We start from the raw sequence: 12039 nt of genomic DNA, 5'->3' as shown, positions 1-12039 counted from the left end.
GGGCTTCTTAGGTTGAGTATCAACCTAAAAAGTCGTAAATTTGGGCTGAATTTTGACAACACTGACGAGCGCTAGTCCCCGCCACGCAAACGAGCACGCCGCCCCTCAGGCTCTGCTCCAACCTGCACGACCACGGCGAACGGGTTACTACCACCATAACGGCATCCATCTCGAATGAACCTTCCGACTCTTGAAGCACTGTTCTATTGCCCGTCTACAGGCAGAGCACCGTGCCTGCTCGAGGTGAGCAATCCCCTGGATTCCTCCTGCCTCCAGATAGCTACCCCCGCGACGCCTGACGAGAATTACTTGGTCAAGACGCTTGTGCCACCAGAATCACTGGAGCGTCTCTCCAATAAAAATGCAAAGTTTGACCTTTCCAGATCAGGCAGCATCCGAATATGGCTGGATGGGCGGATTCATGCAGCCGAAAGTCAAGCGGACTGCACGGGCCATGGCGCTCGCCTTCTCAACCCTGAAGAAAACCAGTACCTAGAGGCATATCTAGTCTTCCTGGGCCGACGTTGGAACGATCCAGACCAGCTTGGGTTAGAAAACCACAAGGGTGGACACACCCATGACTAAATGTGGGAAGCCGCTGCGTATCCTGCACACAGAGGCTGCAATGACTTTTGGAGGTCAGGAACACCGCGTATTCAAGGAGATGCTGGCAATGCGAGAGCGAGGCCATCACCTGGAGCTTGTATGCCAGTCTGGGGCCACATTGATCTCGCGCATGGAGTCGGAGGGATTTCGAGTTCATGTAATTCCGATGGCGGGACTGAAGAACTCCATCACCGCTGCCACACAGATCGCACGGATATTGAGAGCAGGAGAGATCGACGTTCTGAACACCCATAGCCGCACAGACACGATGGCGGCGGCTACGGCGGGCCGCTTTGCGAAGACGCCGCTAATTGTCCGTACACGCCACTTGGCTATACCGCCAGGCTCGCTCATTTCCTATACAGGCCTGCCCCATCGGGTCATAGCGATCAGTGAACATGTCAGGGATCTGCTGGTGAGTCGAGGCGTTCACACTGACAAGGTCGCCACGGTGATGACAGCGATCAACCTGCCGGATGCTGTTCAAGCTTCAACCCTGCGCACGGAACTCAGGTTGTCTGATGACGACATCATTATTGGCTCGGTCGGCCATATGCGAGAGAAGAAAGGCCATGCCGACCTGATCGCCGCGACAATTCCGCTGCTTCGAACTCGTCCCAAGCTTCATCTAGTAATTGCCGGGCGCGGGGAACCCTTACTAACCAAGCTCAAAGAGATGGTGAGAAGAGAGGGTCTCAACGACAGAATCCATTTATTGGGGCAGCGTGACGATATCGCGAACGTCCTGGCCGGGTTCAATATTTTTGCTCTCGCAACGCAGAATGAAGCACTGGGGACCTCTTATATCGAAGCGGGCGCACTAGGGTTGCCTCTAATCGGAACGGACGTCGGTGGCGTGTCCGAAATTGTTGAAAATGGGTCGAATGGTTTTCTGGTGCCGCTAGGCGACAACCGTCTGCTAGCGGATGCGCTACGCATGCTTGTCGATAATCAGAGCTTGCGAACGAGCATGGGACACGCAGCACGCACAAAGATCAGGAACGATGTTCGGTTTTCTGTCGAACATATGGCTGAGGCCACGGAGCATTGGTATTACAGATGGCTCTCTCAGAGCGCCTGATTTGCTCGAAGATCTTCCAAATCTCAGAACGCAAACAGATAACAAAGTAGATATTTGGTATTCCTCATTCTCTATCTCGTGCTCGACAACTACGACAACAAAGGCAAAAGCCGTTGAATGGCGGGGATGTTCGCTTGCGTATGCCGTAACCCGCTGCATGGCTGAGAGCACCGATCGGCCGCTGCCACCATCTTCGCAATGCACCATTGGTGATCTGATGATTACTCCTGCCGTCACAGCTATGAATCGGCTAGTGGAGTCTGAATATGGCTTGAAGAGAACTATGGTGGAGCGCGTTTCGCGCTGAGCTGTCGAAAGCGAAAAGAAACACCGGATTCCAACCATTCTTATTGAATTTATATGTTCGTCAAAAACAAAGCTATCCATTGTTCCGTTGCAATCGGTATGCTTTTCCTGTCAAACCCGTCACATGCAGACGAGCCCACTTTTGAAGTGGAGCGCCTTTATCGACCCGATCCAATTTTCAACACTCCGATTCCTTCTCTAAGAATTACCGCACTGACAAACGACCTGCAGGTTGAAGATTTGATCGTGAATCGAGGCAATTGCCATGCGGTTGTTGATCAGCACGGATCTATCAAAGGGCTACCCGCCTTACTTCAATATGGACAAAGTGTAGAGATTTTTATCAGCATAAAAGAAGGGCTTTGCTCTATCCGAGAAGCAGAGATAGAAACCAGTGAAGGAAGTTACGTGTTTACGTTTGGACGTTAACAAAGGCTCTCGTCAGCAACAAGACATCGTTTAAATCAAGCTGAGGCTCATGTTGCAAAAAGTTCCTTTTGCTGTCACTCTCATCACGGCGCTAACTATTGTTCCTATAAGCGCTTTCGCCAAAGAAACACGCTGCGGGTGGATTGAGAATGATATGCCCTCCGGCATGTCACTCACCGACAAGGATGGCAATTGGACCATCGCGACAATGACCGAGGCTGCTAGTGGCTTTGAACAATATATGCCACCCATCAACAAACAAGAGGCATGCGGATGCTTGGTGGTCGACACCGATTCCGTAACCCGCCGTATCACCACGATCTACGGTGGAAAAGTCTTGCAGTACAAGATCTGCAAAGCAGATGAGGCATTGAAGTAGCACACGCTGGAACATACAGGGAGATCTCTAATTGGGATCTCCCTGGTGTGTTGCTTACTTATTTTTTATTGAGGTCAACGTCTCAGAGATATTCTTAGCTGCATGCCCTTAACTCCTCTATACGGTAATTTTTTACTATGAGCATTAGATATATATGAGGAGCGAGTAGTGCCAGTGTTGATATCTCTTATTGAATACTTGGATCATGACGTAGTAAAGGGGAATTATCAGACGCGCACTTCCCGTTTCTCTTGAATATCTGAGACCAGGTACTTCAAGTATAGGTGGCCAGCCAATAACGCTGGCTTTTTTATTTTCAAAACAAGATAGTACGTATATATCAAAATGGCATCATTCCACTTTTCCATCAAGCGTGGCAAAAAGGGCACCGCGAAAGAGCATGCTCGATACATCACCCGTCAAGGCAGTCATGCACAGCGCGGTGACCTCGTTGCGACCAGTCATGGCAATCTACCCAAGTGGGCAGCAGGCGATCCCGCAAAATTTTGGGCAGCAAGTGATACGCACGAACGCAACAACGGTTCCGCATATCGAGAACTGGAAATTGCATTGCCAGGAGAACTGAAAAGCTCCGAGCAAACTGCGCTCGTGAACAACGTAGTCAAGCAAATGGTGGGCAGCAAACCTTTCCAATTCGCTATCCATGGTCCGAACGCTGCGATTGATGGGGCCATAAAGAATACACATGTGCACATCATGCTGTCCGATCGTTCGGATGATGGTATTGAACGTTCAGAAGAAAAGACCTTCAAACGCTACAACCCCAAGCATCCCGAGCGTGGTGGTCGCAGAAAGGACAGCGGTGGCCGGAACAAGCTCGCCCTGCGCGATGAGCTGATTGAAACGCGCCGGCTTTGTGCTGAATTGCAGAACGCGGCACTAGCCGCCGCTGGTCACGACGCGCGCGTTGACCACCGATCCCTGAAAGATCAAGGCGTAGAGCGTGAACCAGAGCGTCACCTTGGCCCTGCGCGCGTGCGCGGCATGAAAAAAGAGGAAAAGGAACAGCTTGTCGAAGCACGTCAGACTGCGCCGAAAAGTACTGAAGAGAGATAATTGATACCGCATCGACCACGTTAACTTTCCGTGAATATTCCCGATCCAAAGAATGGAAAAATTTCGCGTTGTACGCTGCGGTGGCGGCTCGATCAGGGACCCCACCTAGCCCAACCCCGACAGGAGGGGACCCGCTTGAGACAGGGGGAGCGAGCAAACAATCGAACTGCAAGAATTGCCCCGAAACCCACGCCAGGAGCCAATTGGAACTATTTCGGCAGCACCACTTGGCAACTCGATGCTCACCTCTCGAGAGACAATGCAGCGGCAGCTTAGGTAACCCAACCCGGGTCAGGTGGCATACGGCCAGTGCCGAAGCTTTTGCCAGGCATGGCGGCCTTGAAGCGGCAGTAGCGCTCATGCATGGCCATGTGACCCAATGTCTTCATCAGGGCCCCGCGACGGACGTTCCTGGCGGTGCCAAAAGGGCAGGTAGCCGAGTTCAGGCCGACCGGACCTATGTGCCGTAGAACCCGGTACGCACCACGATGGACAGTCGCGACGTCGGTCCAGAGTCTGCCAAGCAACTCGCTCAGCTGGTCGCTCTGACGCACCCCGCTGCCGTCAAAAAGTAGAGCCATCTTAAGCCGTGGCATGTCGTACAGTGAACGCTCCAAAGACCAAACGTGACCTACCATGTAATCAGTCACATCGACGTCGCAGCGCAGTTTCTGAAAGAACTGAACGGCGTCGTTTTGCAACGCACGGTAGATGTCTAGACTCGGAGAAGTCTGGAGGGAGCAGTCCATCGTTTTCGCCAAGCGTATGATGCGCTCGGTCTCTACAGAATCACGATGATGGGTCAACTCCAAGAACACAGCAGACAGGTCAGGTGTGCATTCAAGTTGGCGTGCCATATAGCGTTGCACGCGCAGATGGTTCTTGGTTCCCCTCCTATCCCAATTCGCAGTCAGACGTGCAATATCGTTCTTGATCATCTCTGCCCGCACATCCCGGGCGTAAGCGGTGAGGCAATCGGCCTCGTCTAGCCCAGTAGCCCACGGCTTGGAGGGGCGGCCTAGGGGCAGACTACCAATGCCGTAACGATGGTAAGCATCTAACACCGCTCCAATATGGGGTGCGTATTCCAGTTCGGCAGGATAGACCGTGACACAGACGGGCAGTAGCGGGAAATATTCTGCCAAACCGGTCTTGGCTTTAGCGACCTTGTGCCCGTGCTTACTGGTCACGATTTCAAAGAGCGATTCGGAATCTTTGCGCATCAGCAGGCGCGCAAATTTGTCCAAGGTATTGAGATGGGACAACTCCTGGCCGAGCCGCACGTCAGTGCCATCTTCAAAGGTAAGCGCATTAACGCTGCGTTCTGTGTACTCGGCTTGGCCCGGAATATGAAGGGTTGTTGTTTTTTTGGGCATATTCTTCTCTTCCCCGTGCTGGGCCTCGGCCGTTCCAGGGCCGAGGGTGTGGGGCTCTTGTAGGTTAGCGGAGCGGGAAAGGCTGCCGAGGCAACAGCTCGATGCAGCACACGTCCCTGCGCCCAATTTTTCGAACAACCAACTGCGCTCGGCGATACCAGCACAACAGCTCCAACGCGCACTTGGCGCGCGCCTTGGTCAGATGGATGTTCGGTGCGTAAGTGATGACCTCACGCTCGGGCATCCAAAACTGGCCGGTTGCATGGGCACGCGACCACAAGGCGGCTTCCAGTGCCTGTGCATCCTGCTCCACCTGGGGCAAAATCGGCGGCGTCCAAGTCATCGCTCGGTAGACGTCCAAGTGATAGGCGCACAGATAATCGGCCCGCTCGACATACTCGGAAGATATGTCACCTACGCAACCATTGAAGGCGTGCCAACTGGAGGCCAGGCGCTGTATGTTGGCGACGATCTTGGCGACGTAATCACGGGACGGCGCCAGCGGCCCTCCGGGTTGGCTGGCCTGCATGCAGCGCATGCGGACACCATGAAGAACGCGCGTGGCTGCGGGTGAGAAGCTCTGCACCGGAGCGTTTTCCACATCCTGATTGACGAACTGCACTGAGGTTTCCAGCATGTCCTTAATGCGTGCCTGGTATTTCGCGTAGGCGATTTCCAACGGTGGCGCCGGGAAGTGGTCCATCGGCGGGATATCAACCACGGTATAGAGGACACGCGGCTCAAAACCGCTGGCGCGCATATTTTTGGCATGGCCCGAGCGGAAGTCTTGGAGAGTTTCCGGATGGGTAAGCAGCAACAGCGTGAACATGACCTGCCTTGCCACGGCTTTGCCCGTGGACACGCGGTCAACGCGCAGAGGGTCACCCGTCCACGCCTTGCAATAGGCACCGATAACTCTGCTGTTCATTCCGACGAGAGCCTGGTCGCCCTCATCACAGATTTGGCCCAGCATCGGCGATTTCTCCAACAACTTGGGGAAGGTCTGCACGGTGATATCGTCGGTCAGCCATGGGTCATCGGTCTGGTTGAACGGCAGCAACAACGCGCGCAGGTGTTTTGAACTGCCACTACCAGTCGGGCTATCGACGATCGAGAACGTTGTGCCTGGGGCAATGTCGCCATCGATGGTGCGATGGCGCGCGTGCACCGCAGCGGCGTGGGATACCACCGCGTTCAGCATGCCGGTTGCCAATGCACGTTCGTGGCTGGAGCCCATACTGCGCTCCGACACGAGCTGACCGAGCAGGCCGGGCAGCGCATTATCGGGGCAAATCGGGAGCGGGGTTTTGTATTGACTGAAGTCCATTACGCCCTCCCCTCGCCAGGGGCCTGACCATACTGAGACGTCGACTTGGCCTGGTCGGCCTTAGGACTCGGTACCGAGTCAGCTGCAGCTGCTTGGATACCCTTGCCAGATATAGACTCATCACGCTTCTGCGCTTCAATCTTAAGGAGTTCGGCAAACTCAACGTATGTGACTTTCACGCCGTGCTCCGCAAGCGAATCAAGAATGGCCCGTTTCGGAACGCTCCTGTCGAGTAGGTCTTGGATCAGATCGTAGAGCTGCGAGAAGTGCACGGCCCGCTCCCGGATTTTCTTAGCCTTGGGTGACTCAAGCACAGCAAGCGCCGCCTTGATCGCGTCAACATCGACTTTAGGAGCATCGGCGATAAGCTTAGCCATGGCTCACCTCACGTTGATCGGGAAAAATGACACCATCATTCGCCGAGAAAAGGCGCGTCCGAGGACGAGACAGAATCCAAGCGTCAACTTCAGAGGCTACCCAACGCACAGCCGTGGCGCCCACCCTCACCGGAACAGGAAAACTGGGGTCGTGGTTGGCGTCTTTGGGATTCAGCTTGGCATACAGCGAAGAACGACCGAGCTGAGTCAGCGCCTCAACTTCCTGGCGCTTTATGAGCATTGCTTTAACGTGATCAGCCATCTGGCTTCTCCAAGAAAACACCGGAACATACCGGTATGCTGCGAATGATCTTGGAGACGAGAAATCCCTGATAGCTGGGCTGCTAGATAACACGCCATGCTTGCCAGCCAATCTAGTTGGTTTGCCGGCAAACCGGGTAACGTCATTCAGCAGATTTCTTGCTTCGCTTGGGAAAAAGCTCGTGAACCTTGGGCATTTTCGCAAGCCACCCATCAATAGTAGCGAATGCGTTGTCCTCGCTAAGAGGTGTGTTCCTTTTTCGAGCCTCCTCCAACACCTCCTCCATGACGGCGAACACTGCCTGCCTCCTAGAAGGCCACCCCTGCACCTTGGGGCGCTTCTCTCTTGCCAAACCCCACGCCAGCTCTCTTAAGGGAGCATATTTCTTGTCTCTTGCTTGCGCCCCCTTCTCTGCAATTTTTCTATGTACCAATTTTTCGTAATCTGGACTCGAGCTGTTTGATTGCATCATGGCAGCGCCGCACCAGTAGTTTGCGTCAGCAAGGTCCGCCCATTGACATTCGTCAATTGATTTCAAGGCGCGCAGCAAATACGCGCTGGAGATCAAGACAACAGCATGAGACGTATTGTTCAAAACCCATTCACATCCCTTCTCCCTGTCTTCCATTGACGCCACCTGATAGGGAATCGTAAGAGGGTCATCCAAGACTAGATCTTGAGCTGCAACAGCGGCCAAGACACTTTTAAACTCCTCTGGATGAGCCTTAGGGTAAATGGCCTTGTAGCAAGCATAGAGTCTGCGCAAGGATAATCGCCATCGCTCTACGAATGATGGATGCTTACCTTTCAACCATAGTTGATTGGCGGGATTTGCTATCGCGCCTCGCAGGTTCTGTTCATTCAATCCATAGTAAGAAAGCTCTGCCATCTGCTCTTCAGACAGACCCAAGTCTTCTAATTCCACTTGATTTCCCTTTTCGGGCGAATGCGTTTTTCATTCCGATATCGCTGAAGTATGAACCGCCTTATTGCCAGAACTCCGCATTGTCCGCGTCGCCAGCCATACCTCCACCTGCTCATCCAAGTAATCCGCCCACCGCTGCATCGCTGCTCGGCGTTCGTCATCAAATCGCGTGCGATCATAGGCCGCCTGAATCTCATCCCGTTTAGCGTGGGCGAGCTGCGCCTCTAGTACGTCGAAATCCACCCCAAGCCGCTCTCTAGCCACCGTGCGCAGCATTGCCCGAAAGCCATGTGTACTATGCTGACCCGCAAAGCCCATTAGGCGCAGCGCTCGTGAAAGCGCGTCTCGGTGTAAGTGAGCATTGTTCATTTTTCCGACTGGCGGAAACACGTACTCTGCTCCCGCTGAGTACTTCTGCATATCGCTTAGCATCGCCACAGCCTGGGCGGGTAAGCTCACAATGTGGTCATTGCCTGTCTTCATTCGCCGCCGCCCATCCGTCTCCATACCCGAGATGTGCCACTCAGCCTTTTCTAGGTCGATCTCGCACCAACGAGCACTTGCGATCACGCCTGGTCGCAATGCCGTCCAGGCGGCTAGTAGTAACGCATAACGCACCACGTGACCTTCGTAAGCATAAATGGCCCGCATTAGCGGGCCAATATTCTGTTCTCGAGTTACTGCCGGGATATGCCCACCTCTGTGACTAGGCAGAACACCACGCAGGCGCAACACTTGATCATCATCGCGTATACCTTCCAAAATGCAGTGCTCCACGACCCCATTAAGGTATTGAACAGCCTTCTTAGCCAGGCTCGGAGCCTTAGCCGCGAGATCTCGAAGTGGGTCAGTCACGTCACGAGTGCGCAAAGTGCGCATATCGAGCGCACCAATCCTGGGCTGTAAGTACTGACGAACAACGTACTTTGCTTTGCGGTAGCTTTCATCGGCCCAACCAACCTTTCTCACCTCCAACCACGCTTCCGACAGAAAGTTGAAGGAGTGCTTTCGTATGTCTTCTGCAATCTCTTGAGCTGCCAATTCGTCCTGGGTGAGCTTGGATTTGGCGGCTTTGACCTCTGCACGCAGACCTTTGATGGGCTTTCCAGTCCTGGCAGCAAGATGGATTTCCTCGGCCCTTATCTTGGCATCGGCCAAGCTCATCATTGGGTATGCGCCGATCACAATCGTCCGCTGCCTGCCATCTAACAGACGGTAACGCACCATCCAAGATTTCGACCCGCTGATTGCGACACAAAGGTAGAGGCCGTTGCCGCTGGCCAAGTTATAGGCTACCTCCTTTGGCCGGGCTTTCTCCACGGCAAGAGCGGTCAACTGCTTGGCAAGCCTGGGCATAGTATGTTTTGAGTAGAAGGCCTTGCAAGAGCGAGACCGATTTGAGTAGGTTAATAAAAACGTACTCAAGAGCATACCCAAAAACAGCGGATCCAACAGGATTTGACCGGAATCCTATGGACATCTCAGACGCAAAAAAGCCCGTAAGGCACTGATTCTTACGGGCCTTTTAAGCCTCCCAAGACATACTTGGATTATTTCTTGGTGCCGACGGCGAGACTCGAACTCGCACAGCTTTCGCCACTACCCCCTCAAGATAGCGTGTCTACCAATTCCACCACGTCGGCTGGGTGCATCAGGCGCTTGCCGCGCCTGCCTGCCAAGGCTGCCCGGCACTTCGGGCTACCCCAGCAAAGTCCGATATTCTATCACGATTGCCCGGCCCAACCACCTCGCTGCTGTCCTGCGGCAGGCGCCCGGCTCTTTACACTACGCGGTCTGTCACTTTTTTCAGACGCGTACCCTCATGACTGTTTTACGTTTCCAGGCCGTACTGTTCGATTGCGATGGCGTGCTGGTCGATTCAGAGCCCATCACGGCGCGCGTGCTGGCCGCCATGCTGGGCGAGCTGGGCTGGCCGATCACGCCAGACGATGCGCTGCGCATCTTCGTCGGCAAGACTGTCCAGGACGAGGCGCCCCTGATCCAGGCGCGCACCGGCTTTGCCCTGACTGCCGAATGGCAGGCGGAATTCCGCGCCCGGCGCAACCAGGCCCTGGAACAAGACCTGCAAGCCATTGCCGGCGCGCCGCAGGCGGTGCAGGCGCTGCATGGCCTGCTGGGCGGGCGCATCGCGGTGGCGTCGGGCGCCGACCTGGCCAAGATCGAACTGCAGCTGCGCAAGGTGGGCGTGTACGACTACTTTGCGGGGCGGTTCTTCAGCGGCCAGGCCCTGCCCCGCAACAAGCCCGCGCCCGATGTCTACCTGGCGGCGGCCGATGCCCTGGGCGTGGCGCCGGAACGATGCGCGGTGGTGGAAGACACGGTAACCGGGGCGACCGCCGGCGTGGCCGCGGGCGCGACCGTGTTTGGCTACAGCCCGGGCGGCCCCGGCCACGACAGCACCCGGGCCTTGCTGCGGGCCGGCGTGGCCCAGGTGTTCCATGACATGCGCGCACTGCCCGCGCTGCTGGCGCAGGCGGCATGAAAAAACCCGCAAGGCCGGCAGGCCCTGCGGGTTTTCAAGTACGGCTGACGAAGCGCGGCTATTGAGCCGGCTTGGGCGCTTCCGGCTGGGCCGGGGCGGCCGGCTTTTCGGCGGGCTGTTCCGCCGGCTTGTCGGCGGGCGGCTGCGCGGCCGGGGCGGACGGCACGTCGGCCGGCTTGGATTCGGGTTGCGGCTGGGCGGCCGGCGCCGGAACTTGCGGCACCGAGGCGTCGGGCTGGGCCGGCGTGCTTTGCGGCACAGACGAGCCGCCGCCGTTGGCTGCGCCCGGCACTTGCGGCACCGAGCGGTCGGCCGGGAAGTTCTGCATCACGCCCGACTCGACCGAGCCGCTGGGCGCCGAGCCCTTGTGGCTGACGTAGGCCAGGCCCAGGGTGCTGGCAAAGAACACCACGGCGGCCCACTTGGTGGTGCGCGACAGGAAGTTGGCCGCCCCGGTGGCGCCGAACAGGCTGCCGGCGGAACCGCTGCCGAAAGCCGAGCCCATGTCGGCGCCCTTGCCCTGCTGCAGCAGGACCAGGACGATGATCGCCAGGGCGGACAGCACCTGCACGACCAGTAAAGCGGTAAGGGTCATAGACATTGAAGACTCCGGGAAACTTAGGGTGCGGCGATGCGCAAGAATTCTTCGGCCACCAGCGATGCGCCGCCCACCAGGGCGCCGTCGATGTCGGGCATGGCAAACAAGGTGGCCGCATTGGCGGCCTTGACGCTGCCGCCGTACAGCACGCGCACCTGGCCGGCGCCCAGGCCGCGCAGGGCGACACGGATGGCGCCATGGACTTCCTGGGCCTGCTCGGGCGTGGCCGTGCGGCCGGTGCCGATGGCCCAGACGGGTTCGTAGGCCAGCACCATGCGCGCCAGCGCGTCGGCGCCCAGGGCCAGGATGGGCTCGAGCTGGCGCTCGATGACGCCCAGGGTGTTGCCGCCCTCGCGTTCGGCCAGGGACTCGCCCACGCACACCACCGGCGTCAGGCCTGCGTCGAGCGCGGCGCGGGCCTTGTCGGCCACGGCCTGGTCGGTTTCGCCGTGCAGGCTGCGGCGTTCAGAGTGGCCCGCCAGAGCCCAGCGGCAGCCGAATTCGTTCAGCATGGCGCCCGAGACTTCGCCGGTGTAGGCGCCCTTGGCGTGCGCGCTGATGTCTTGCGCGCCCCAGGACACGGCGCTGCCGTTCAGGGCCGACGCGGCCTGGGCCAGGTACGGGAACGGCACGCAGACGCCGATTTCGCAGTGCGAGGCCGGGTCGGCCGCGCGCAGCGCGTCGAGCAGCGCGGCGTTCTCGGCCAGGCTGCCGTGCATCTTCCAGTTGCCCAGCACAAGGCGGGCGCGGTTTTCAACAGAGGTCATGGCGCAACACGGTAGGGTCGGCCCGG

General features: G+C 56.9%; 13 protein-coding genes and 1 tRNA gene. 5 read left to right on the top strand and 9 right to left on the bottom strand.

What is annotated here, in order from left to right; translation table 11 throughout:
* Positions 1-577 precede the first annotated feature (577 nt).
* From J2P76_RS07805 to J2P76_RS07790, 4 genes are all read left to right on the top strand, one after another.
* On the top strand, positions 578-1687 hold the full coding sequence (locus tag J2P76_RS07805; RefSeq protein ID WP_207405931.1) for a glycosyltransferase family 4 protein: 1110 nt from the start codon (positions 578-580) through the stop codon (positions 1685-1687).
* 360 nt (positions 1688-2047) lie between these two features.
* A complete protein-coding gene (locus J2P76_RS07800; RefSeq protein WP_207405929.1) occupies positions 2048-2422 on the top strand; it encodes a hypothetical protein in 375 nt (124 codons plus the stop codon).
* 49 nt (positions 2423-2471) lie between these two features.
* On the top strand, positions 2472-2801 hold the full coding sequence (locus J2P76_RS07795; protein WP_207405927.1) for a DUF4087 domain-containing protein: 330 nt from the start codon (positions 2472-2474) through the stop codon (positions 2799-2801).
* 345 nt (positions 2802-3146) lie between these two features.
* Entirely contained in the window at positions 3147-3878 is a 732-nt protein-coding gene (locus J2P76_RS07790; RefSeq protein ID WP_207405925.1) for a MobA/MobL family protein, read from the top strand.
* 272 nt (positions 3879-4150) lie between these two features.
* Here the strand turns inward: J2P76_RS07790 and J2P76_RS07785 are convergent, their stop codons facing one another.
* From J2P76_RS07785 to J2P76_RS07755, 7 genes are all read right to left on the bottom strand, one after another.
* Positions 4151-5254, bottom strand: coding sequence for a hypothetical protein (locus tag J2P76_RS07785; protein ID WP_207405923.1), 1104 nt, complete (start codon positions 5252-5254; stop codon positions 4151-4153).
* A gap of 64 nt (positions 5255-5318) precedes the next feature.
* Positions 5319-6581 carry a DUF3987 domain-containing protein gene (locus J2P76_RS07780; RefSeq protein WP_207405921.1) on the bottom strand — a complete coding sequence of 421 codons (1263 nt, stop codon included), beginning with the start codon at positions 6579-6581 and terminating at the stop codon, positions 5319-5321.
* Positions 6581-6958 (bottom strand): hypothetical protein, encoded by a 378-nt coding sequence (locus J2P76_RS07775; RefSeq protein WP_207405918.1) that lies wholly within the window; start codon positions 6956-6958, stop codon positions 6581-6583. The genes J2P76_RS07780 and J2P76_RS07775 overlap by 1 nt, the downstream gene beginning before the upstream one ends.
* Entirely contained in the window at positions 6951-7220 is a 270-nt protein-coding gene (locus J2P76_RS07770; protein ID WP_207405917.1) for a helix-turn-helix transcriptional regulator, read from the bottom strand. Before J2P76_RS07770 ends, J2P76_RS07775 begins: the two co-directional genes overlap by 8 nt.
* A gap of 142 nt (positions 7221-7362) precedes the next feature.
* Complete coding sequence (locus J2P76_RS07765; RefSeq protein WP_207405915.1) at positions 7363-8145, bottom strand: hypothetical protein; 783 nt, start codon at positions 8143-8145, stop codon at positions 7363-7365.
* A 30-nt stretch (positions 8146-8175) separates the two neighbouring features.
* On the bottom strand, positions 8176-9501 hold the full coding sequence (locus J2P76_RS07760; RefSeq protein ID WP_207405913.1) for a tyrosine-type recombinase/integrase: 1326 nt from the start codon (positions 9499-9501) through the stop codon (positions 8176-8178).
* A 202-nt stretch (positions 9502-9703) separates the two neighbouring features.
* A tRNA-Leu gene (locus J2P76_RS07755) sits at positions 9704-9788 on the bottom strand.
* Positions 9789-9967: 179 nt separating this feature from the next.
* On the opposite strand from J2P76_RS07755, the gene J2P76_RS07750 reads away from it, so the two are divergent.
* Complete coding sequence (locus tag J2P76_RS07750; RefSeq protein WP_207405910.1) at positions 9968-10648, top strand: HAD family hydrolase; 681 nt, start codon at positions 9968-9970, stop codon at positions 10646-10648.
* A gap of 58 nt (positions 10649-10706) precedes the next feature.
* Here the strand turns inward: J2P76_RS07750 and secG are convergent, their stop codons facing one another.
* On the bottom strand, positions 10707-11249 hold the full coding sequence (secG, locus tag J2P76_RS07745; RefSeq protein ID WP_207405909.1) for a preprotein translocase subunit SecG: 543 nt from the start codon (positions 11247-11249) through the stop codon (positions 10707-10709).
* Between the two features lie 17 nt (positions 11250-11266).
* Positions 11267-12013 (bottom strand): triose-phosphate isomerase, encoded by a 747-nt coding sequence (gene tpiA / locus J2P76_RS07740; RefSeq protein WP_207405906.1) that lies wholly within the window; start codon positions 12011-12013, stop codon positions 11267-11269.
* Positions 12014-12039 lie beyond the last annotated feature (26 nt).

It is taken from the genome of Bordetella petrii, from assembly GCF_017356245.1.
Lineage (GTDB): Bacteria > Pseudomonadota > Gammaproteobacteria > Burkholderiales > Burkholderiaceae_B > Bordetella_A > Bordetella_A petrii_D.
The sequence above is the reverse complement of the archived record's forward strand: the minus strand, read 5'-3'. Positions and strand labels throughout refer to the sequence as shown.

Coding starts and splice junctions, on each gene's coding strand:
- J2P76_RS07805 (WP_207405931.1), top strand. CDS start 578: ATGACTAAATGTGGGAAGCCGCTGCGTATCCTGCACACAGAGGCTGCA.
- J2P76_RS07800 (WP_207405929.1), top strand. CDS start 2,048: ATGTTCGTCAAAAACAAAGCTATCCATTGTTCCGTTGCAATCGGTATG.
- J2P76_RS07795 (WP_207405927.1), top strand. CDS start 2,472: ATGTTGCAAAAAGTTCCTTTTGCTGTCACTCTCATCACGGCGCTAACT.
- J2P76_RS07790 (WP_207405925.1), top strand. CDS start 3,147: ATGGCATCATTCCACTTTTCCATCAAGCGTGGCAAAAAGGGCACCGCG.
- J2P76_RS07785 (WP_207405923.1), bottom strand. CDS start 5,254: ATGCCCAAAAAAACAACAACCCTTCATATTCCGGGCCAAGCCGAGTAC.
- J2P76_RS07780 (WP_207405921.1), bottom strand. CDS start 6,581: ATGGACTTCAGTCAATACAAAACCCCGCTCCCGATTTGCCCCGATAAT.
- J2P76_RS07775 (WP_207405918.1), bottom strand. CDS start 6,958: ATGGCTAAGCTTATCGCCGATGCTCCTAAAGTCGATGTTGACGCGATC.
- J2P76_RS07770 (WP_207405917.1), bottom strand. CDS start 7,220: ATGGCTGATCACGTTAAAGCAATGCTCATAAAGCGCCAGGAAGTTGAG.
- J2P76_RS07760 (WP_207405913.1), bottom strand. CDS start 9,501: ATGCCCAGGCTTGCCAAGCAGTTGACCGCTCTTGCCGTGGAGAAAGCC.
- J2P76_RS07750 (WP_207405910.1), top strand. CDS start 9,968: ATGACTGTTTTACGTTTCCAGGCCGTACTGTTCGATTGCGATGGCGTG.
- secG (WP_207405909.1), bottom strand. CDS start 11,249: ATGTCTATGACCCTTACCGCTTTACTGGTCGTGCAGGTGCTGTCCGCC.
- tpiA (WP_207405906.1), bottom strand. CDS start 12,013: ATGACCTCTGTTGAAAACCGCGCCCGCCTTGTGCTGGGCAACTGGAAG.